14 protein-coding genes are annotated in these 22,712 nt (G+C 63.9%); 3 read left to right on the forward strand and 11 right to left on the reverse strand.

Annotated features, from left to right (window positions below; genetic code table 11):
• Nucleotide 1: 1 nt before the first annotated feature.
• The 9 genes from AC1KVE_RS19645 to AC1KVE_RS19685 form a co-directional block, all read right to left on the reverse strand.
• The gene (locus AC1KVE_RS19645) at nucleotides 2–1,126 is read right to left on the reverse strand and encodes a hypothetical protein (protein WP_481093028.1); all 1,125 of its coding nucleotides are present in this window, start codon (nucleotides 1,124–1,126) and stop codon (nucleotides 2–4) included.
• Nucleotides 1,127–1,282: 156 nt separating this feature from the next.
• Nucleotides 1,283–2,257, reverse strand: a complete 975-nt coding sequence (locus AC1KVE_RS19650; protein WP_481093027.1) for a hypothetical protein — start codon at nucleotides 2,255–2,257, stop codon at nucleotides 1,283–1,285.
• Between the two features lie 256 nt (nucleotides 2,258–2,513).
• Nucleotides 2,514–2,663 carry a hypothetical protein gene (locus AC1KVE_RS19655; protein ID WP_481093043.1) on the reverse strand — a complete coding sequence of 50 codons (150 nt, stop codon included), beginning with the start codon at nucleotides 2,661–2,663 and terminating at the stop codon, nucleotides 2,514–2,516.
• Between the two features lie 59 nt (nucleotides 2,664–2,722).
• On the reverse strand, nucleotides 2,723–2,932 hold the full coding sequence (locus AC1KVE_RS19660; RefSeq protein ID WP_059027527.1) for a hypothetical protein: 210 nt from the start codon (nucleotides 2,930–2,932) through the stop codon (nucleotides 2,723–2,725).
• A 187-nt stretch (nucleotides 2,933–3,119) separates the two neighbouring features.
• Complete coding sequence (locus AC1KVE_RS19665) at nucleotides 3,120–6,959, reverse strand: LamG-like jellyroll fold domain-containing protein (protein WP_481093041.1); 3,840 nt, start codon at nucleotides 6,957–6,959, stop codon at nucleotides 3,120–3,122.
• An 88-nt stretch (nucleotides 6,960–7,047) separates the two neighbouring features.
• Nucleotides 7,048–8,076, reverse strand: coding sequence for a pectate lyase (gene pelA / locus AC1KVE_RS19670; protein WP_481093026.1), 1,029 nt, complete (start codon nucleotides 8,074–8,076; stop codon nucleotides 7,048–7,050).
• On the reverse strand, nucleotides 8,076–9,053 hold the full coding sequence (locus AC1KVE_RS19675) for a pectinesterase family protein (RefSeq protein WP_481093025.1): 978 nt from the start codon (nucleotides 9,051–9,053) through the stop codon (nucleotides 8,076–8,078). Before AC1KVE_RS19675 ends, pelA begins: the two co-directional genes overlap by 1 nt.
• Before the next feature lie 13 nt (nucleotides 9,054–9,066).
• On the reverse strand, nucleotides 9,067–12,267 hold the full coding sequence (locus AC1KVE_RS19680) for a TonB-dependent receptor (RefSeq protein WP_481093100.1): 3,201 nt from the start codon (nucleotides 12,265–12,267) through the stop codon (nucleotides 9,067–9,069).
• Nucleotides 12,268–12,512: 245 nt separating this feature from the next.
• Entirely contained in the window at nucleotides 12,513–15,293 is a 2,781-nt protein-coding gene (locus AC1KVE_RS19685; protein WP_349778274.1) for a TonB-dependent receptor, read from the reverse strand.
• Between the two features lie 285 nt (nucleotides 15,294–15,578).
• Here AC1KVE_RS19685 and AC1KVE_RS19690 point away from each other — a divergent pair, with 285 nt between their 5' ends.
• On the forward strand, nucleotides 15,579–16,601 hold the full coding sequence (locus tag AC1KVE_RS19690) for a PfkB family carbohydrate kinase (RefSeq protein ID WP_481093016.1): 1,023 nt from the start codon (nucleotides 15,579–15,581) through the stop codon (nucleotides 16,599–16,601).
• Nucleotides 16,602–16,770: 169 nt separating this feature from the next.
• Here the strand turns inward: AC1KVE_RS19690 and AC1KVE_RS19695 are convergent, their stop codons facing one another.
• Both AC1KVE_RS19695 and fabV read right to left on the reverse strand, forming a co-directional pair.
• Nucleotides 16,771–17,058 carry a hypothetical protein gene (locus AC1KVE_RS19695; protein WP_184457682.1) on the reverse strand — a complete coding sequence of 96 codons (288 nt, stop codon included), beginning with the start codon at nucleotides 17,056–17,058 and terminating at the stop codon, nucleotides 16,771–16,773.
• A 172-nt stretch (nucleotides 17,059–17,230) separates the two neighbouring features.
• Entirely contained in the window at nucleotides 17,231–18,439 is a 1,209-nt protein-coding gene (gene fabV, locus AC1KVE_RS19700) for an enoyl-ACP reductase FabV (protein WP_047129881.1), read from the reverse strand.
• 293 nt (nucleotides 18,440–18,732) lie between these two features.
• Between fabV and AC1KVE_RS19705 the strand changes: the two genes are divergently transcribed.
• Nucleotides 18,733–22,083 (forward strand): nSTAND1 domain-containing NTPase, encoded by a 3,351-nt coding sequence (locus tag AC1KVE_RS19705; RefSeq protein WP_481093015.1) that lies wholly within the window; start codon nucleotides 18,733–18,735, stop codon nucleotides 22,081–22,083.
• The gene (locus AC1KVE_RS19710) at nucleotides 22,080–22,484 is read left to right on the forward strand and encodes a hypothetical protein (protein WP_024939867.1); all 405 of its coding nucleotides are present in this window, start codon (nucleotides 22,080–22,082) and stop codon (nucleotides 22,482–22,484) included. Before AC1KVE_RS19705 ends, AC1KVE_RS19710 begins: the two co-directional genes overlap by 4 nt.
• The last annotated feature ends 228 nt before the right edge of the window (nucleotides 22,485–22,712 follow it).

Raw genomic sequence — 22,712 nt, forward strand, 5'->3', positions numbered from 1 at the left:
CCTAACCGTCAGTTGATCGACGAAGTGCGCTAATGGTCTCGGGGACAACTTCTTCACTCTCAATTTTATCAGTAATGATAGTTATGGTTGCGGAACCATCGCTCCTGCGGACAGTCGTAACACGTACGTCCTGCAACGATTCCGGATACTCGATGCTAATCTTTTCTTTAGTACGAATCTTACGCTTTGCTGCTGCTTTCAATACCTCTAAATTAGGCGGGAATTCGAGGCCTGCAATCTTCTTCTTACGCAGCACCCCCATGGTTAGGTTTTTCAGATCTTCAGCAATCTCTTCATCGTCAGGCCGCCCTGCAGCAACGAACACTGCATTGATAATCGTATCATCGTTGATTTCAACCGAGCGCCTAAGTATTTCCACAACCGTCGATCTCGCAACTGCCCGTCCTTCAGGCCAAGTGTTATCCGGAGCTGCCTTCAGAAGATCCAGAACAGCATCGGATACGGCTTTGTTTAGCTCTACATCATCACGCTCACGCTTGACACCAAGAAAATTGGAATAAAATCCTGTTATGTTAGGTGATCTCGCAGCGCGATCTTTAGCAGCAACTAAAACTTCCGCCTGATCATTAACGACTCTGAAAATTGCTGATTTTTGAAGCGCTCGCTTGTCTTTAACGAATGCCTCCACAATACGGCGCAGCTGTCTCGTATCTTGAGAACCAGCCCGCCTCACCGAAGGCGCCAAGACCTCGCTGTAGTCATACTTGAGCATTGCGTAAAGCTTTGTTGAAGCACGCCCACTGGCTAGCTCAAAGCAGAAAAAGGCGCCCTTGCCTGTTTGTCCGCCTCGATGAAGACGATGAAAATCTTTCGCTAGCGCTGTTGCGCCCGTTGCAAATTGCTTGGATCGTGAAGCCATCTCTTCAAGCGTTGCCTTTGTCGTACTTTCATCTTCGAACGTGAAAACTGGAGCTATATCAACAGCCAAAATTCTAGCAAGAAAGAATTCAGCGTGCTCAACCTCAGGCATACGATCTCGTGAAGTAAAATCTTCATCGCCTACAACTTGGAAGTTCATCTTAACGATAGCTAGTGAGGCGAGCTCATCTTCGGTAAAAAAACCCATTAATCCCCCAAGAAAAATAGTTTTTATAAGGATACGCAAATAAGTTTTTTATTAGCAACTTCAGTTAATATCCAGCCATTTCATGATAGCTAATGAAAAATCGCCAAAAACTTACTTATATAGGGGACGTTGCCATTACGAATTCAGGATCTATGCGTCGAGCGGTCCGGATACCGGAGTGCCATCCTCTGCGCATTATGCGTCCAATTCATAATCAACGCCTGCGATATGCAATTTCACCGACTCTCCTTTTATTGAAATAAAGTCAGCGTCATTTGACATTGTGGTTCCGCGCTCGCGGGCTCCCTTCATTGAACCAAAATTAGTCCGAAATACCAAGCCATCAGATAATGAATACGAATAACCAGTATAGCCTTCATTGTAAATCCCGTCTTTCCCCTTCGGATAATTTCTATAGAGCTCATTGTTGTACTTCGGCTTAAGGAGGCTGACAAAAGCTTTCTCAGCGTCAGACACCAGCCGCGAATTGCTATAGGACATCATTACATCCTTGTCCTCAATCACGTCTTCGGGCCGCCAACTTTTTATTATTAGGGGCTCTACCTTAAATAAGAAAAGGTAAATTTCATCACTGACGTGCGCGCCTGGATAACGCTGGGGCTCGTCGGAAACAATCTTCTGCCTTGCGTCGTGTCCTTTTTTTAATAACCTATCGAAGCTATCCGTTCCGGTTGCCTTTCCTACATATAAAAGGTCATAACTGGCTAATTCAAGATATTTTTCTAACCCGCCAATGAATTCTTCTGCGCGGCCCCGACGCCAAAGTAAATCCTCCGGATGGAAGCTTGCAACGACGGTTCTAGTTCCGGACTTTTCTTCTTTGTAGAAACTGATCGAAATGTCTGAGACCCCTATCGTGATCTCTACTTCTTCATTAATATTCGCGACTGGGGGAAGCAAACCAGTATCAATAAATCCTTTATCGCTTGCACCGCCTTGAACTTGTATTTCAAAGTGGATTCTGCCCTCATCATCCGCATGTACATCAGAAAAAATAGCTTTTGCCCGCCCGCCGATCATGTAGAAATCGCTCAACCTAAGGATTTTTACTACATTTTTATTCTTTGATATTTGTGAGACGCTACTATTAGCGATGGGAGGGCATATTAGATCCACTGACGCAATCATTGCATTTACATGAGGAGCCATGAAAAAATCCTTTGATTCTCCAGAAGGTGTTTCTGTATGCCTTCAAAATTTCTTGCAAGCATTAGCACTTAAGCGACACAGCGAATAGGGAAGCAGTTAATTAATCCTCTAGCCCTTGCTCTCTTGCTAGTTTTCGCACTGAATTAATCTAAGCGTCCTAACCAGATGTCATTTATCAGCCTACCTGGAAACCAGACACTACTGAAATGCACGGCGGCTTGCACGACGTTGAGGCCGATCCAATCAAGCAAATCATTTAATGCGCCCTCAATCTAGCAAGATGGTAGCCAATAGGAACTGCACGTATCTGGCCTGCTGCAAACAGCGCCATCGCCAATGCGCCTGCCGCAGCAAGCATGTCACCAGCGAGGCCAGCCAGCAGCTTCAGGAGTTTTTGATAGCGCATTCTTTGCGTCCTAGTTCTTGCATACGCTGCACTTCCGAGTGGCGTTGGCTCGAGACCTGCTAGGACTTGTGACGCCGATAATGGTTATTGGTACTGGTGCTGCGGTAGCTGCCACCCTTGTGCGAGGCGCCGTGGCCTGCGCTGTAGTGACCGCCGTGACTGGTGGTGTGGTGCGTGCCGGCGGCCCTGACGCGCGCCTGCGCAGATGCGGTAAACAATCCCAGTGCGGCCACAGTCAGTGCCACGATGCTCCATGCCTTGCTCAACATTGTTTCTTCCCCCTGAAGAAATGTGTGGCTTTGCGGCTGCATTAAGTCCTGCGTGCCTCGATCCTCGCCGAGTTTTTGGGTTGCGTCAATGCGCTTTGGCGATTGATTGTTGGTTTTATCGGCTTTGCCCTCATCCGCCCTTCGGGCACCTTCTCCCGCGTGCGGGAGAAGGGATCGGTGCGTTTGGTTATGGGCTGCTTTTTGTCGTTGTCGCGGTGGTTGGGATTGGCAGCGGCAGTTTATTGTTGAGGTCGGTAATCTCTGCGACGTTGTTATCGGTGATGACGCGCAGTTGCGCGGCTTTTGCGCTTGCGGCGTTGGTTAGCGGCAGGCGTACCTGCGTGGTGATTGGCTGCAGATCGCGTGGTGCCGCGAGTGCCGGGAACGGAGCTCTTGCCAGTTCCTTCCCGCGCCCATCCTCCAGCACCACAAACCCCGCCGGTGCATCGGCATGGCCGAGGCTGTGCACGGTCACCTCAATGCCGTCTGCGGTCACGCGCACATCGCCATGACCAATACCCAGGTCCGGGCGCAGTTCGACCGGGGTGGTGGCTGCAATGCGTTCGAGCTGCAGGACGGTGGTGCGGCCTGCGGGGAAGTCGATGTCGATGGCCGCGCTTTTTTCGAAAGCGAGCTCTTGCGTCTTGGCGTTGCTGTCGAGCTTGCCGTCGTTGCCTTTGCTCACGCCCTGGGTGATGCGCCATTGGCCTGGGGCGACGTTCCAGCCGGTCATGCTGGCGCGCTGAGGTTTACTGGAGGTGTTGTAGGCGATGACGGTGAAGCGGTCTTGCTGGGGTGCGGGGATGGCGATGGCCACTTGGGTGGCGGCCTCTGGATCGGCGAAGCGCCAGCTCACGGTATGGCCGGGGTAGGTTTGATTGCGCTTGAGCGCCACACCGCCTAGGCGTGCGCGTTGCAGGTTGACCGTGGGGGATTCCACGCGGTCGCTCCACCAGTGGCCTTCGGTGTTCATGTAGAAGTTCTGCAGTTTCTCTCTTGCCTCGCTGCGGTAGATGGAAGCGAGATAATCGAGATTGCCGGTCTGCTCCCAGGCCACGTGGTGCGGGAAGTCCGGGGCGCTGCCATCGTCTTTATTTGCGGCATCGATGAGCTTGGCGCTCCAGTCGCTGCGCTTGCCCATGACATCGAGGAAGTTTTCGTTGAGCAGCGACAGGCCGTTGGGGCCGCTGTTGGCGACGCGGTAGTCGATGGGCTTGAGATAGCGCTGCTCGCCGGTGAAGCGGTAGGCGGCCCAGAAGGTGTGCAAGGTGTCGGCGCCGCCGCTGCCTTCGAACAGTTCGCCGCCGCGGGTTTTGCCGGTTTGCCAGTTGATCTCGTTGGGCAGCGCCCAGTTGCCCTTGGCGTTGGTGTAGGCGTGGGCGAGGTAGCCATCCGCTAACCCGGTGACGATGCGGCGGCTGTTGGGGTCGGCGTTATAGCCGCCCAGCAGGATGGCCGGGTGCACGATGGGGAAGGAGTACGGTTTTTGCCATTGCCAGTTGGGCTCGCGGTAGACCTTGCGGCCGCCGAACCAGTTGCTGGCGAACAGCAGGTGGCCTTGCGGGTTGACCTGGATGATGGTGTCGAAGGCCTTGACCGTCTGCATTAGGCGCTCGACGGTGCGCGGGTCGCCCCAGTTGAGGTACAGCAGGGCGCTGTTGAGGTTGATGCCCTCCTCGTAGGAATGCAGCTCGTCGGTTTCGATGGTGGACAGGCCGTTGGTGAACATGCCGTTGCGGTAGTTGGCATCGGACAGCGCGAGCATGGAGGCGTTGAGCATGTCCGGGTCCACGCCCATCAGCGCGACGCCGGGCCATTGCTGCACCAGGTCCGAATCGTCGGAGATGCCGCCGCCGAAATCGCCGTAGGCCACCTGGCGCTGCTCGATCCACCAGCGGATATAGCGGCGGGTGGCGCTGAGGTCTTGCAGCTGCCAGAACGCCCAGGCGGGCACGCCCTTGGGCACGCTGGGCAGTTCGACAGGCAACGCGCCCTGGTTGGCGTAGCTGATGTCGTTCCAGTACTGGCGGCCGAGGGCGTGGTCCGGGTCGACGCGCAGCAGGTCGGTGATGTCCGCGTCCAGGCGCTTGTAGAGCAGCTGGCGCTTGGAGGTGGTGTGCTCTTCCACCAGAAAGCCCCAGTTGTCCTTGACCTGGTTGAAGCGGTCGGCGACGTGCTCTTTGATGGCCTCGGCGCGCGGCTTGAACACCAGCTGCAGCTGGGTGCCGTCGAGTGCGTTGGCGTTGAAGCCGGGCGCGGCGGCGGCGATGCTGAGCATCAGGCTGTCGTTGCTGAGGATGCGGTCGCGCAGGTCCAGCCACAGCGTGCGGGCCTGGCCGGGAGTGACCGCGACCGAGACATCGATCATGTCGCGCGCGGGCCAGATGGGGTCCTTGATGCGGATGTTGAGCGGGATGCTGCCGTTGTGGGTGGCCGGCAGGTTGAGCGCCGGCAGGGTGATGGCGATGCCGTCCAGGCCGTCGTGCATGTTCTCCCAGCCGTAGGACCAGCTGCGCATCAGCGCCTGATCCGGCGGCGGGTCGCCCAGGCTGGATGGCACCAGGATGTGCACGATGGGTTGCTGCGCGCCTGCTGCGGCCTTGTCGCTGGGGCGCTTGCGCGCCGGTGCCTTGGTGGGCAGCGCGATCACGGTCTGGCGCTCGCCGGGCGGGTAGCGGCCGGCGATGACATCGCGCAAGGGGGCGAGGTTGTCGTAGTCGGGCTGGATGTCGCTGCGCACGGTGTAGCTGAGTTGCGCGCTGCCTTTGGGCACCTCGCCCGGCTGCACGTTGTAGGCCCAGATTTCCTGGATGGGGGTTTCCTGCGCGGTGTTGGCAAAGCGCAGCGTGCCGCCGCGGCGCTCGGAGAACTGGTCCACGCTGCGCACCACGCCCTGGCTGCGTGCGAACAGTGGCTGCGCCTGTGCGTTGGGCGCGGCGTAAGTGGCCTGGCCGTAGGCGGCGCCGCGCAGCTCGATGCGGTTGACCGGCTCGTCCGGCAGGGTGAGGTCGAGCGCCTTGCCGCCTTCGACATAGGTGTTCCAGTCCGGCAGCTGGAAGTAGTCGTCGCGCCCGGGCAGGCGCGAGCGGTTGTAGACGCCGGGCCAGGTGGTTTCGGCGATGCCGTCGGTGGCCTTCCACATCCATTGCTTGAGGTCGCGGGCATCGGCGAACTCCACCTTGCGGATGCGGGTGACCGGTGCGTCCAACAGTGGTGGTGCGTGGCCGTTGTCCCAGCCGTAACGGTGCAGGAAGGCAGCGTGTTGCGCGTTGCCGGTGGGTGCTTCAGCGGTGGCGGGCTCTTGCAGGCGTGCCAGCGCGGCGGCGGCGCTGGCGTCGAGCATGCGGTCGTAGATGCGGATCTCGTCGAAGTCGCTGCCACGCAGGAAGTTGTAGCGGCTCTGCACCTGGTGCGGCGACATCACGCGGCCCGCCAGGCCGAACTGGTCCAGTGCGGCGTCGAAGTCGAGTGCGCCGCCGTTGGCGCAAGGCGCACCGCAGTCCACGCGGGCGGCTTCCTTGCCATCGACATACAGGCGCACGCCGCGGGTTTCGTCCCAGGCAAACGCGATATGGGTCCAGTCGCTGGCAGCCGGGGCTTTGTCGAGCTTGAAGGAGACACGGGTGCGCGCGAGGTTGGCGTCGGTGACGAAGGCATCGAAGCCGTGGCCGTTCCAGTCGATGCGCAGCCAGGCCATGTCCCAGCTGGTGTGGTCGGCGTAGCCGACGCGGAAGATCACGAACGGCGCTTCGCCCACGGGATAACGCGAGCGCCAGAAGAAGCCGAGCGTGCCGCGCTGGGTGTAGAGGTTGCCGGGTGCGTTCCACGACAGCACGCCGTCGTCGGCCCATTCGATGGCGTTGCCGCGTTTGCCGGTGGGCACCAGCGTGATCTTGTCGCGGAAGTTGGGCACGCCGTCGCCGCGGGCCACATCGGCCTGCAGGTCGCGGTCGGCCGACACCCGGAACAACAGCTCCGGCGCGGTGGTGGTGGCCGCGCTCAGCGGCAGCGCGATCAGGCACAGCATTCCCAACAAGAACTTCGACACGCTCACCTCGTCAATTCCAAAACGTAAAACAGCCACCGCGCGCTTGCACGCGGTGGCGACGACGCACTTACAGACCGTTGGCGGTACGCCACTTGGGAATGTCGTCCTTCAACAGCTTGTCCGGCCAGGTGCCGTGCCAGGCATAACCGACGCGGCGCTCGTTGGGCACCTGCATGTACTCGGTCAAGGCCTTGCCGTCGCGGTTGGCGTAGAGCGGGCGTTGATTCTGCAGGTCGTAGAAGCGTGCCCATAGTGACGCACCCGGTTGCGCGATGAGGATCACGTCCTGGCCGGTTTCCTGAGTGGGGTCGTCGATCTTCTTGGTGGCCAGGTCGCGCATGCGGTGGGTGTCGAACCAGCGTGCAGCGGCCTCGACCGCGCTTTTGATCTGTGCGGACGGGGTGGGCTGGCGCATCAGAAAGCGCACGATGCTGACCGACTCGCTGGAGGCCAGCGACGCCAGCTCATACGCGCGTGCCTTGGCCGGCTTGAGCGTGACCTCGTCGTACTGCGCCCCCCAGATGGTGAGCGTGCCGCCGATCTTGACCTGGGTGGCGAGCACGCATTCCAGCCCCTTGGTCACCGCCTGGCGCGCGCGTGCGCCGTGGCTGGCACGCAGCAGCGCGCCGGTGTCGCCCTTGCCCTCGCTGATGTCCTGCAGCAGGTTGAGCACGCGCACCATCGCATCGTCGTTGTAGGTGATCTGGTGATGGTAGGACGACAGGTCCGGGTAGAACTGCGGCCAGCCGCCGTTGGCGTATTGCGCGGTGAGCAGATAGTCCACGCCGCGCTTGGCGGCGGCCACGTACTTGGCGTTCTTCTCGGTCTTGTAGAGCGTGGAGAGATAGCCGATCTCGTAGGTGGTGGCCTTGTTGTCGATGGTGGCGTCGTCCTTGCGCCCGGGTTGCTGCAGCTCGGCGATTTCCGCAGCGGTGAAGGTGCGGTTGTAGTCGACGGCAACGCCCTTGTATTGCTTGGACCAGCCGCCGGAGGCGGTCTGCAGCAGCAACATGTTGTCGGCGATCTTGTCGGCCAGTGCGGACAGCGGTGCCAGCAGCAGCGCAGTGGCGAGGGCGAAGGTGGTGAGCTTGCGCATCAGAACGGCCTCCAGGTGCCGAGGATGGTGTTGCGGTCCAGCGCGGCGGCCTGCGCAGCGGTGAGCTGGCGCGACCACTTCACGCGGCGCGACGGGTTGGCGCCGGCGCCGCTGCTCTGGTACTCGCTGTAGCGGGCGGTGGCCTCGTTGGCGGCGTTGCCCCAGTTGTTCCAGCCCTCGGGCAGGATGTGCGCGCCGAGCTGGCTGCCGATGAAGCTGACGCTGGCATACGGGCGCCACGGCCGGCCCAGGAACACGCGCGACACGCCGCTGGCAGCGGTGACGCGCGCATTGCGGAACACGAAGCCGCGTGCGCTCTCCTGCGGGGTGGAGGCGGCGGTGAGATAGCCGTCGCCCAGGGAGTGCAGTTGCACGTTCTCGAACAGCGCGGTGCCGGCGCCGAACACGAAGTCAACGGTGCCTTCGACATAGCAGTCGAGGAAGTACGACAGCTTGGCGCCGCGCAGGTACAGCGTGTCCTGGTAGCCGAGGAAACGCACATTGCGGAACGCGGCGCGGTCGCCATCCACGCGCACCGCCACCGCCTGCCCGACCGGGCCGGCGTGATTGCCGAAGCTCAGTTGCTCGGCAGTGAAGTCGTTGCCGGCAATGATGACGCTGGACGAGCCGGAGGTGCCGTACTCGGTGCCGGTGGCCGGATTGATGCGTGAGGCGTAGTTGTCGTAGGTGATGATGGTCTGGGTGGCGCCGGCACCGGTGAGCTTGAGCGCCGGTGCGTTGGACGGCACCACGATCAGTTCCTGGTAGGTGCCGGCGCCGATGTTGATCTGCGCGCGCTTGCCGCCCTGCACGGCGGCATCGATGGCGGCCTGCACGGTGCGGTAGCCGGCGCTGCCCTGCTTGGCGACGGTGTAGACCGGGTCGGCAGCGAGGGCGGCGTTGCTGCACAGGCCTGCCACGGCCACCAACGCGGTGGCGGCCAACTGACGTAAGACGGTTCTGCGATGCGGTTGCATGTCGCTCTCCTGGTCAGAACTTGTAGCGCGCGCCGATGTAGTACTGGCGCCCGGTGACGGTGTACTTGTCGGGCAGTTCCAGCGTGGAATCGACGTAGCGGCGGTCGGGGGTGTCGAGCAGGTTGATGGCCTCGAAGGTCAGCGATAGCTGGTCGTTGAGCTTGTAGGACATGTTGAAATCCACGTTTTCCACGCTGTATTTGCCGGTCACGTCGGCCGTGACCAGGCGCTTGCCATCCAGGTCGTAGACGTCTTCCTGGGCGAGGATGTTGTTGATGTAGCCATCGCGATAACTCGTGGACACGCGCGCACTGAAGCGGCCGTCGTCGTAATAGACGGTGGCGTTGTAGGACTGCGGCGAGAGGTTGAGCAGGTCGCGCTCGGTGGCGGTGGTGGTGATGCTGGTATTGCTGCTGCCGGCGGTACTGAACAGGTAATTGATCTTGGAATCGACCTGGGTGTAGTTGAGCTGCACGCCGAAGTTGCGCCAGAAGCCGGGCAAAAAGTCGAACGCCTGCTGGTAGGTCAGCTCGAAGCCCTTGAGCGGGCCGCCGGGCGTGTTGAAGTAGCTCTGCACGTTGAAGATGGTGTCCGGGGTAAAGCCTGCGGGCAGCAGATCCAGCGAGTAGCCCATCGCTTCCCAGGTGCTGAGCACGCGGGTGCGCTGCACGTAGCTGTCGATGTCCTTGTAGAACACCGCCGCCGACAGCAGCGAGCCCTCGCGGAAGTACCACTCGGCGCTGAGGTCGTAGTTGGTGGAGCGGAACGGGTCGAGCTTGGGGTTGCCCAGGTTGATCGAGAAAAAGCGCCCGTCGTCGAAATACTGGGTGGGGCCGCCGCTGACGCTGGGCGACAGGTACGCCAGCGTGGGGCGCGCCATGGTCTTGGCCGCGCCGAAGCGCAGCACCACCTCGTCGCTGACATCCCAGGACAGGTTCAACGAGGGCAGGATGTCGCGGTAGTTGTGGTTGACGGTGGTGGGCACCAGCAGGCGCTCACCGGCCGCGGCAGTGGCGCTGGCCACGCCGAAGAACGACTGGCAGTTGGGCGAAATCGCGCCGGCTGCGGTGGCTGTGCACGGGGCATAGCCGCTGGCGGCGATCTGCGTCTGCACATAGCGCACGCCCAGGTTGCCGCGCAGCGCGCGGCCCCACAGGTCGGTGTTGAAGTCCAGCTGCAGGTAGGTGCCCAGGCTCTTTTCGTTGACGGCGAAATTGTTGTTGGACGAGCCGAAGTGGCCGACATCGGCCAGGCGGTAGTCGCCGCCGGGCACGCCGGTGTCGCAATCGCAATTGATGTTGAGCAGGTCGGCGACCTTCTGGAAATCCGGAATCACCCAGGTGGTGGGGAAGCTGCCGTTCAAGCTGCGGCCGAAGCCGTCCAGGTTGGTGCTCAGGTCACCCACTCCCACACCGGCCGGCAATGCCTGCGCCAATCGCCCGTAGGAGATGTTGCGCGACTCCGACGTGTCCATGTCGTAGTTCTTGTAGGCCAGCCCGGTGCGGAAGGTGAAGGTGGGGCTGATGTTGAATTCCAGATCCACCTTGGCGGTATCGAAGGTGTTGCCCACCGACTGCGGGTTGAGCCGCACCTCGCTGATGTTGGTGCCGCGCGCGGTGCCGTTGCTGTTGACCGGCACTGCGCCATAGCCAAGCCACTGCCAGTTATTCGGGTTGCCCGCATCGAAGGGGAAACTCATGCTGGGGTAGTCGCCGCCGCCGCGCCGGTCCAGCACGAAGCCGTCCAGGTTGGTGTTGTCGAAACTCACCATCGAAAACTCGGGGCGTTCGTAGTCCGAGGTCGAGTGGCCGACCAACGTGTTGACGCGCACCTGGTCGTTGAAGCGGTGCTGCAGGTCGAGGCTGAACTGCTTGAACTCGGTGGATTCTTCGATGTTGCTGGATTCGGTGCGGAAGTCGACGTTGTCGAACACGCCGTAGGTGAGGCGATTCTGGTCGTCCACCTGCGCCTCGCGCACGGCGATCTGGGTCTTGCCACCGAAGTTGGCGGTGCGGTGCAGGTTGGCACCGACCGAGTCTTCGCGCTGGTCCTTGTCCAGCTTGGAATACAGCATGTCGAAGTTCAGCAGGGTGTCGTCGCTGACCTTGAACTGCAGCGCGCCGGTGACGCCCAGGCGCTTGATCTCGTGGTCGGTGCGGATGTAGCGCGGGTAGCGCGGAATCCAGGCGTTGGTGGCGGTTTCGTAGGCCTGGATGTTCTCCGGCGTGTTGGCCGGGCGCGCGATGCCGGTGCCGCAGTTGGTGGCGCTGATGCCGTAGCTGCCCCAGCCGTTGTTGCGGTCCTGGTTGGCCTGCGAGCCGACCCCGGCAGGGGTTTCGTTGGCCAGCGGGTTGCGCGGGGTCTGCGGGTTGTAGCCCACCGGCGAACAGAAGCCATAGGTGCCGTTGTTGGTGGCGGTGCTCTGGTTGGAGTTGCGGTAGTTGCCGTGCTCCCAGCGCACCGGGTTGTAGCCCTCTTCGCGCAGATGGCGCTCGCTGTAGGACACCGACATCAGCGCGCCGACGCGGCCATCGGCCCAGATGTTGCTGATCAGGCCGGAAAAGCGCGGATCCTTTTCGCGCGAGAGGTCGTTGTAGCCGTATTGCGTGGACGCGGCCGCTTCGAAGCCGTCGAAGTCGAACGGGCGCGAGCCGCGCAGATCGACCGTGGCACCCAATGAGCCTTCGTCCATCTGCGCCGACTGGGTCTTGCTGATGGTGACGCGGCTGAAGAGTTCGGAGGCAAAGGTATTGAAGTCGAAACCGCGGCTGCGGTTGACGCCATCGCTGCCGCTGCCGGCGGTGGCCAGGGCTTCCAGCCCGTTGATGCGCACGCGGGTGAAGTCCGAACCCAGGCCGCGCACGGAGATCTGCTTGCCCTCGCCGCCCTCGCGGTCGATGGAGACACCGGCGATGCGCTGCATCGATTCGGCCAGGTTCAGATCGGGAAACTTGCCGATGTCTTCCGCATAGATGGCATCCACCTGCTCCACGCTGTAGCGCTTGGCATCCAGCGATTGCTGCAGGCTTTCGCGGTAGGTGGCCTTGACCTGCACGCGGTCCAGGTCGACCGCATCGGTGGGCGTGGCCGGCGGGCCGACGGTTTGCGCGGCAGCGCTCACACCGTGCAAGGCCAGGACGATGGCCACCGACAGACGTGCGGCGGACAGGCGGACGCCTGCCTCGGCGGCGGGACGACGCAAACGGGCTTGCATGATGCACTCACTCCAATGGCACTGGCTGCAATGACGCGCTCAGCCTCCCCACGGGCCACCGGCGTCGACATGAGCGACCGACAGCACCGCTGCGCAGTCGTCAGGCGACTGTCCGCTGCGTGGTGCCTGACGCTTCCAACATCACGCCCACCGCGTTGCATGCGTGCAGCAACGGCAACGCATGCGCAGCGATCAGGCGTCGGATCGGGGCCCGCTGCGCATGTGCGCAGCGGGCAGACAGCGGGTCAGAACTTGTAGCGCAGGCCCAGCAGGTACTGGCGGCCGGTTTCGGCGTACTGCAGCGGCAGTTGGCCGGTGCGCGGCGAGGACACCCATTCGTCAGAGGCTTCGTTGGTGAGGTTGATGCCTTCCAGGCTCAGCTCCAGCTGCTTGCTGATCTTGTAGCGCAGCGAGGCATCGAGGATGGTGGTGCCGGTCATGCCGTGCACGCCGTCGACGTTGAAGCCGGTTTCCGCACCCGGTGCCTGGGTGAGGTAGTCGTCGCGGTTGGTGGCCGACACGCGCCCGGCGAAGGAGTCGCCTTCGTAGAACAGCGTGGCATTCCACGACGAGCGCGACAGCCCGAGCAGGTCGTTCTTCATCACCGGTGCGCCACTGCTGGCCAGGTACTGGATCTGCGAATCGACCCAGGTGTAGTTGAGCTGCACGCCCAGGTTGGCCCACTTGCCCGGCAGGAAGGTGAAGGGCTGGGTGTAGTTGGCTTCCACGCCCTTCAATTCGCCGCCCGGGGTATTGAGCGGGATGCTGAAAGCGAAGTCGTCGTTGACGGTGGCGCCGGTGCCCTCCAGCAACGAGGCCGGCAGGCCGCTGCTGGAGTACGGACGCACTTCGCGCGCGGTCTGGATGAAGCTCTCGATGTCCTTGTAGAACAGGCCGACACCGAGCATGGCGCCTTCGTTGAAGTACCACTCCAGGCCGAGGTCGACGTTGGTGGCTTCGATCGGGTCCAGGTCCGGGTTGCCGCCGGCCACGGTGCGCGCACCACCGGCCACCGCCACGGTCACGCCGGGGGTGAGGCTGCCCAGGCCGGGGCGGCTCATGACCTTGGCCGCGCCCAGGCGCAGCAGCAGGTCCGGTGCCAGTTCGGCGACCAGGTTGAACGAGGGCAGCGTGTTGTTGTACTTGCGGCCCACGGTGGTCAGCGCCGGTGCGTTGTTGATCAGCGCATAGCCGGTGGACTCCTGCTCGGTGCGCACATAGCGCACGCCGAAGTTACCCGACAGCGGGATGGAGCCCAGGTCGGTGGAGAACTCGCCCATCAACCACACGCCGCGGTCCTTTTCCTCGACGCTGCGGCTGTTATTCACGCGCGGCGCCACGGCGAAGGTGCCGCTGTTGCTGTAGATGCCGAACAGGTCGGCCACCGCATCCAGGTTGGGCACCACCCAGCTGGACGGGCTGCCGTTGATGCCCTTGAGCCCGGCCTGTTCGGTCAGGTCGGCCGGCACGATGGTGCTACCGTTGGCAAAGGTGGGCACGGACAGTTCGTTGGCGCGGCGCAGCTCGACGGTGCTGAAGCTGTAGTTCTTGGCCAGCACGCCGCCCTTGAGGCGGAAGCCGGGGCTGATGTTCCAGTTGAAGTCGATCTGGCCGGTGTCGAAGTCGTTGTCCACCGACTGCGGACGCAGGCGGATTTCGGCCAGTTCCCAACCGGCGGGGTTGGTCGGGTCGATGCCGTAGTTCAGCACCGGCGCGCGGCTGTTGCCACGGTAGTCGTAGCTGTACCCGTCGACGTCGTACTTGTCCATGATGATGGTGGTCTGCACCGGGTTCTCGTGCGCAGAGCGCGAGGTGCCGACCCGGGCATTGATGCTGAAGTCGTCGTTGAAGCGGTGCTCCAGGTCCAGGCTGACCTGGGTGAACTTGGTGTTCCACTCGTCGTGGCGGTTTTCCGAGCGGATGTCGACATTGTCGAACTCGCCATAGACCAGCGCGTTGTTGCGGATCTCGCCGTTGCGCACGATGGTGCCCGGCTTGCCGTCGCGCACCGGCCGGCGCGGGGTGAGCCCGTCGCGGTTGCGGCTGAAGGAGATCGCTTCGATGTAGTGCTCGTCGCGCTTGGCGTCGATCTTGGAATACAGCGCGTCCAGCGACAGCGTGGTGCGGTCGGTGGGCTTCCACTGCAGCGAGCCGGTGACGCCCAGGCGTTCCTGGTCGTGGATCTGCTGGGTGTAGCGCGGGAAGCGCGGGTGGTAGACATCGGCCGAGCGCGCCGCGGCGTACGGCGAGGCGGGACTGAAGTTGCCGTTGCTGGGGCCGTTGGCCCAGCGGCCGGTGTTGGCGCCTTCTTCCAGCACTTCGCGCTCGGTGTAGGCCACCGACAGCAGGGCACCGAAGGTGTTGTCGGCCCAGGTGTTGGCGATCAGCGCGGCCACGCGCGGGTTGGCCTTCTCGGCCATGGCGTTGTAGGCGGCCTGGCCGCTGGCGGCGAAGGTGAAGCCGTTGTAGTCGAACGGGCGCGCGGTGCGCAGGTCGACGGTGGCGCCGAGCGAGCCTTCTTCCACATCGGCCGAGGCGGTCTTGCGCGCGATCAGCTGCGAGAACAGGTCAGAGGCGAACACGTTGAAGTCGAAGCCGCGGCCGCGGTTGGTGCCGCCGCTCTGGTCGCCGGCGCCCACAGTGGTGAGCGCTTCCATGCCGTTGATGCGCACCCGGGTGAACTCCGGGCCCAGGCCACGCACCGAGATGGCGCGGCCCTCGCCGGCCTCACGGGTGATCACCACGCCGGGGATGCGCTGCAGCGACTCGGCCAGGTTGAGGTCGGGGAACTTGCCGATGTCCTCGGCGACAATCGCATCGACCACGCCGGCTTCGCCGCGCTTGATGTCCAGGGCCTTTTCCACCGAGGCGCGATAGCCCGTCACCGTGACGGTGTCCAGGTCGACGGCCGGTTCTGCGGGCGCTTGGGTGGTTTCTTGTGCTGCCAGGTGGCCGCTCAGCGCAAGGCCGATCGACAACGCCAGCAAGGTAACCGGTGTCTTCCGGCTGGTGGTCCGAAATTGCATGTCCTCCCCTCCCAAGGGTCCATGAACAACATGAAAGTCTGGTTGTGAGCGGCAATGACACCGCTGGTCAAAACGACGTTACCAGCTGAATCCTCCCGTAACATCTTGCAGCGCAGCAGAAAACGTCACCAAATTTGCCCAAAAGGGGTGCAAGCGGTCACTGCGCGTCGCATCATGGGCCTCGCCCGGCGCGTTTGGCGCCGGCTAGAATGACACCGATGGTCATCCTGACGCGCGACGGTTCCCCCACACCGTGACGCACCACACAGCCGAGGTAATTGCCGCATGAGTCGTGCCCGTATCCTGTGCTTTGGAGAGTTGTTGCTGCGCCTGGGGGCGCCTGGTCACGAGCTGCTGCTGCAGCAACTGCGGCTGGACGTGCATTGCGGCGGGGCCGAGGCCAATGTCGGCGTGTCGCTGGCGCATTTCGGCCATGACGTGGCCATGGTCAGCACGGTGGCGGACAACCCGCTGGGTGCGGCGGTGCTGGGCGAGTTGCGCCGCCATGACGTGGATACGCGGCATGTGCGGCGGGTGGATGGGCGCATGGGACTGTACTTCCTGACCACCGGCGCGATCCACCGCCCCAGCGAAGTGGTCTACGACCGCGCCGACTCGGCGTTTGCGCTGGCCCCGGCCGACGCCTACGACTGGCCGGCCCTGCTGGACGGGGTGCAGTGGCTGCATCTGTCCGGGGTCAGCCCGGCACTGGGTGCGGACGTGGCGCAGGCCACGCTGGCGGCGGCACGCGCGGCGCGTGCGGCCGGGGTCAAGGTCTCATTCGACGGCAATTACCGGCCCAAGCTATGGCAACGCTGGCAGGGCGATGCGCGCGGCATCCTGCACCAGCTGTTCGCCTGTGCGGACGTGGTGTTTGCCGACTACCGCGACATCGGCGTGGTGCTGGGCGGCGAGTTCCCGCAGGAGACGCTGGAAGCGCGTGTGGAAGCGGCGGGGCAGCAGGCCTTTGCCGCATTCCCGCAGCTGCAGCTGATGGCCTGCACGCAGCGCGTGGCGCACAACGTGGACCACCACAGCCTGGGCGCACTGCTTGTGCCGCGCAGTGGCGCGGTGGCGCGCGCGCCCAGCGAGGAACTGAGCCCGATCATCGACCGCATTGGCGGCGGCGACGCGTTCGCCGCCGGCGTGCTGCACGGCCTGATCGAAGGCTGGTCGCTGGACGACACGGTGCGCTTCGGCCTGGCGGCCGGCTGCCTGAAGCACTCGATTCCCGGCGATTTCAATCCGCTGTCGGTGGCCGATGTGCAGGCCTGCGTGGGCGATGCGCGGTTTGATGTGCGGCGCTGACGCGCTGGGAATCGGGAATCGGGATTGGGGAATCGTAAGAGCTTAAGAGCGCTGGTTTTCGGCGCTCTGTCCAGGCTTGTTGCTAACGGAGCGCGGTGCGCTGAGGGCTGATGCGCCCGTGGGCAGCGGGCAGGTGCTTGCTAGGTGTTGTTCGCTGCGCTCACGCGTTTCAGGCGGGCGCACGGCTGCGGCGTTTGTTGGTGATCCATTTGAAGCCTGCGCTCAGCAGCACCACACACAGCGACGCCGGGACGCTGAAGAACAGCGTGATCAGCAAGGCGTGGTTCCAGGGCGGTGCAGAGCCGTCCCGCATCACCACGGCGCAGACGACGGCCGTGGTGATCAACAGATTGGCGATCGCCTTCAATGACCAGTGCAACCTGACGAAGCGCAGCAACACGGCACAGGCCACGCTGACTACAACGGCCAGCACCAGAAAGGCGATCAGTTTGTCCATTGGGGGCGGGGATTTGGGATTGGCGAGTGGGGATTCGTAACAGCGAGGGCAACCGGCATCGATTGCCGATTGTCCTTCGCAATGCATTTGGATCCGCCGAAGATCAGCGGTGCAGTCACCCACCGCGCTTGCAAATCCCAAATCCCAAATCCCGATTCCCGAATCCCTGCTCTCAGCCCAGCTCGATGCAGTCGAACTTCACATCCGTCTCCACATCGGCGTCGTAATCCACATCGTCGCGTTCGAAGCCGAACAGCTTGAGGAACTCGTGCTTGTAGCCGGCGTAGTCGGTGAGCTGGAACAGGTTCTCGGTGGTGACCTGCGGCCACAGCGCCTTGCAGGCGTCCTGCACGTCGTCGCGCAGTTCCCAGTCGTCCAGGCGCAGGCGGTTTTCGGCGTCCACCTCGGCGGGCTGGCCGTCTTCGCGGTACAGGCGCTCGCGGAACAGGCGGTCGAGCTGCTCGATGGTGCCTTCGTGCAGGCCCTTTTCCTTCATGATCTTGTAGACCATGGAGATATACAGCGGCATCACCGGGATTGCGGCGCTGGCCTGGGTGACCACCGACTTGAGCACCGCCACGTTGGCGCTGCCGCCGCGCTTGGCCAGGCGCGCGTTCAACCGCTGCGCGGTGTGGTCCAGATCGACCTTGGCCTTGCCCAGCGCGCCGTGCCAGTAGATCGGCCAGGTGATCTCGGTGCCGATATAGCTGAAGGCCACGCTGCGCGCGCCGTCGGCGAGCACACCGGCGCCTTCCAGCGCGTCGATCCACAGCTCCCAGTCCTGCCCGCCCATCACGGTGACGGTGTCTTCGATCTCCTGCGCGCTGGCCGGCTCGATCGAGGCCTGGATGATGGTGTCCTTGTTGGTGTCGATGGCGGTGGCGGTGTAGGTGTTGCCGATCGGCTTGAGCGCCGAGCGCTTCACTTCACCCGTGCCCGGCAGCTTGCGCACCGGCGAGGCCAGCGAATACACCACCAGGTCGACCTGCCCGCCCATCTCGGTCTTGATCAGCTCGATGACCTTCTCGCGTGCGGCATCGGAAAACGCATCGCCGTTGATCGACTTGCTGTACAGGCCCGCCGCCTTGGCGTGCTTGTCGAACGCCGCGGAGTTGTACCATCCGGCGGTGCCGGCCTTGCTGGGGCTGCCGGGTTTTTCGAAGAACACGCCGAGCGTGTCGGCACCGAAGCCGAACGCGGCGGTGATGCGCGAGGCCAGGCCGTAGCCGCTGGATGCGCCGATCACCAGCACCTTCTTCGGGCCGTCGTTGCGTACGCCGCGCGCGCGCGTGGCCGCGATCTGCTCGAGCACATTGCGCTCGCAGCCAAGCGGATGCGTGGTGGTGCAGATGAAGCCGCGCACTTTGGGATGGATGATCAACGTGGACTCCTGGTCAGCAAGATGCTGGCGGCATCTTAATCGCTGGCCTGCTGGCGAAACAGCCTGAGGCGCACCACACGCCGCTGTATGGCGCTGCGTGAAGCCCGCTTGCAGCGCCTGGCATGCCGCACGACCGGGCATGCATCTTCCGCGCACGGACGCGAACGAACGGCGATCACCATCGATTTCCTGCGTCAGCGCCTGTGCTACTTTTGCGCCTGCCGTGCCGTGCCTGGCCGCGCCTGATGGCGATCGTCGAGGCTCCTCCCACCGTGCGACCGGTATCCGAGCGAATGTCTCTTCGAAGCGAGCGCGTCACGCAGCTGGGCTCCGTCCCGCGGTTTCGGCTTGGGCCCTTGCTGGTCGAGCCGGAACGGCTTGCGCTGATCGACGACGGCCAGGCCATCGCGCTGGAACCGCGCATGATGGAAGTGCTGATCGCGCTGGCCGAGCGTCCCGGCGAGGTGGTCAGCGCCGAGCAGTTGCTGATCGAGGTGTGGCACGGCAGCTTCTACGGCGACAACCCGGTGCACAAGACCATCGCCCAACTGCGCCGCAAGCTGGGCGACGACAGCCGCCAACCACGCTACATCGAAACCATCCGCAAGCGCGGGTACCGGCTGCTGCCCAAGGTGGTGTTTCCCGACGATTATCGCGGTGCGGTGATGGGCACGCAGGTGTGGGGACACGGCAACCCGTATGTGGGGCTGCAGGCGTTCGATCCCACATATGCCGAAGTCTTCTTCGGCCGCAGCCATGCGATTGCGCAGGTGCTGGGCGCGATGCGTGCGCAATTGCACAGCCAGCGCGGGCTGGTACTGGTGAGCGGTGCCAGCGGCTGCGGCAAGACCTCGTTGCTGCGCGCCGGCGTGGTGCCGTTGCTGGCGCAGCCCGGCGGGCTGGATGGGCTGGAAGCCATTGCGGTGGCGTACTGCAACCTGGCGCAATGCCGTGGCGGCGATGTGCTCGACACGCTGGCGCGCGCACTCGGCGACTGGACAGCCGGCGGGCGCGCGGTGTTTTCGCCGGCGCAGATGGCGGCGTTGCCCGAGTGGCTGCAGCGCCCTGCCCCGCTGCATGCGGCCATTGGCGAGGCGATGCGTCAACGCGCACCAGCGCGCGACAGCGCGCAGACCCAGCGCCATCTTCTGCTGGTGATCGATCACGCAGAAGCGCTGGTGGCCACACCCGGGATCACCGATGCCGACCGCGCCGCACTGGCCGCGGCCTTGCAGGCGCTGTGCAGCAGCGCGCAGGTGGCGGTGCTGATGCTCACCCGCAGCGATTTCTACCCGCGCCTGATCGACGCCTTGCCGCAGATCGTCGAACTCAAACGCGGCGACGGCCACGTGGATCTGCTGGCGCCGCGCGATGGCGAGATCGGCCAGATCATCCGCGTGCCGGCGGCCATGGCCGGGCTGCGTTTCGAAGAGGACCGCGACAGCGCCAGCCGGCTGGACGATGTGCTGCGCGATGCCACCGCACGCCAGCCCGATGCCCTGCCGTTGCTGCAGCATCTGCTGCATGCCTTGCACGCGCAACGCAGCGACGACGGGCTGCTGACCTTTGCCGCCTACCGCGCATTGGGCGGGCTGGAAGGCGCCTTGGCGCACCATGCCGAACACACCTTCCGTGCCCTGCCGGCTGCCGCACAGGCGGCGCTGGGCCAGGTGCTGAGCTTGCTGAGCGTGATCCACCCCGACAGCGATGCGGTGACCGCGCGGCGTGCGCTGTGGTCGGCGCTGCCGGCGCACGGCGCAGCGCGCGTGCTGGTGGATGCCTTCGTGCAGGCGCGCCTGTTCGTCAGCGAGCTGGTGGCCGGCGAGCCGGGGTTTGCGGTTGCGCATGAAGCCTTGCTGCGGCAATGGCCGCGCGCGGCCGAGTGGATCCACGAAAACCGCCGTCTGCTGCAGGCACGCAAGCGGCTGCAGCTGGCCGCACAGCGCTGGGCTGCCGAAGGCCGGCGCAGCGATCACCTGCTCAACAGCGGCCGCCCGTTGAGCGAAGCGCGCGAGGCGGCGCGGCGCATGCCGCAGGATCTGGATGCGCTGGATCACGCGTTCCTGCATGCCTGCGAGCGCTCGCAACGCCGCCGCCGCGGCCTGTATGCAGCGGCGGCGATCTTGCTGGTGGTGCTGGCAAGCGCGTCGATGCTGCTGGGCTGGCAGGCGCGGCAAGCGCAGCAGGTGGCCGAACAACGGCGCGACCAGGCCCAGCAACTGGTGAGCTACATGCTCGGCGACCTGGCCGAGCAGTTGCGCACGGTGGGCAACCTCAAGCTGCTCGACAGCGTGGGCAGCCGCGCGCTGCGCTATCTGGAAGACCTGCCCAGCGCGAGCATGCAGACAGGCGATCTGATCAACCACGCCCGTGCGTTGCGCACCACCGGCGAGGTGCTGATGAACCAGGGCAAGCTGGACGAGGCGCAGGCGGCATTCACGCGTGCCGCCGCCACTGCCGCGCAGGCGCGTGCGCGTGCACCGGCGTCCCTGGAGGCGCACGCCGAAACCGGGCAGACCGCGTATTGGCTGGGCGATCTTGCCTACCGGAGCAAGCAGTTGCCCGTGGCGCAACGCTACTGGTCGCAGTACCTGGCCGCCTGCGAACACCTGGTGCGCGCCGCGCCGCAGGATCCGCACTGGCAACTGGAACTGTCCTACGCCCTCAACAACCTCGGCACGCTGGCCAAGGAACAGGGCCGGACCGGTGCGGCAATCGGCTTGTTTGCACGCTCGATCGCCCTCAAGCGCCAGTTGCTGGCGCGCACGCCGGACAACGCAGCGCTGCGCTACGAACTGGTGGACAGCCTGTCCTGGCTGAGCCTGACGCAGGAAACGCAGGGCTCGCTGGCCCCCGCCGAGCAGGGTTACCGCGAGCAGATCGCCATGCTGCGTGTGCTGGTCGACCACGATCCCGACGCGCATGCCTGGCGCAGGCGTCTGGCCGGCTCACTGATCCGCGTCTCCAACCTGGCACTGGCGCGCGGCCAACTGCACCAGGCGCAGACCGATGCGCAGGACAGCCTGCGCATGCTGCAGGCGCTGGTGGCCTTGCAGCCGGACAATGTCGCCTGGCGCCGCGATCTGGCGCATGCCGACGCCCAGATCGGCTGGATGGCCGCGCTGGACGGGCAGCCCGAACTGGCGGTGCGGCACCTCGAGCGCGCCCGCCAGACCATGGCCGGGTTGCTGACACAGGCGCAACCGCTGCCGGAGTGGCAGTGGCTGGACGCCATCATCGCGCTGCGCCTTGAGCGCGTGCAGCGCACGCGCGCGGGCAACCACGCCGATGGCCTGGCGCCGATCGTTGCGCAACTGGATGCCCTGCACCGCGCCAGGCCCGACGATCTGCTCGGCCTGGCCGCGCTGGCCCAGGCGCTGGTCTGGCAGGGCGAACACCAGGCCGCCGCCGGCGACGCAGCCGGCGCACGCGCGGCGTGGCAGCGCGCGGTGGCCGTACTGGGCAAGGACATCGGCAACAGCCGCGACAAGAACCTGCTGGACCCCTGGATTCGCGCACAGGTGCATCTGGGCCAGCGCAGCGCCGTTACGCAACAGCTCGGATGGCTGTATCACGCGGGCTACCGCCACCCGGGATTCGTCTCCCTCTATGCCCCGCTTTTCAAGGAACAGGACAGCTCATGACGGACTTCAAGATCAAGCTCACGGTGGCGCGGGTGGGATTCGGCGGCAACACCGGTGCCGGCGAGTATTTCTACAGCTTCGCCCCGGACCTGCTGATTGTGGACAAGCACGACAAGGCATCGACGCTGCACTATTACTTCGATGAAGACGTCGTCCCCCGGCATTTCAAGATCAGGAGCCTGCTGAGTTCCGATGCCTTGAAACAGATCGGGCAACCCACGATCAGCCCCGACGGCCGCAGCGTGCAGGTCACCAATGCCAATAGCGTCCCGACCCTGATCTTCCTGACCATCATCGTCGAGGACGAAAGCCGGAAGGACAAGAAGACCTGGTTCAGCTGTGACCCCCAGGTGGGCAACGATCCGCAGATCAACCCGCAGGAAACCCCGCCCCGGCCGTAAGCCCTGCGTCGACCACCGTCTGGCGGCTCGTCGCCAGGCGGTGTGTTGTTGCGGTGTGTTGTTGCGGCACAGCGTGCGCATGCGCGGGGCTTGGGCCAGCGATGGCCAGGCCACTGCCGCAGATACCTACGGTCGACCTGCGCACCGGACCAGCTGCCATCGGATGACCTTCCTGGCTGTCCCGGTGTATCTCGCTGCGAGCTGGCTGGCGTGCGCGTTGCCGGGCGC

Source organism: Xanthomonas sp. NCPPB 2864 (assembly GCF_056675615.1).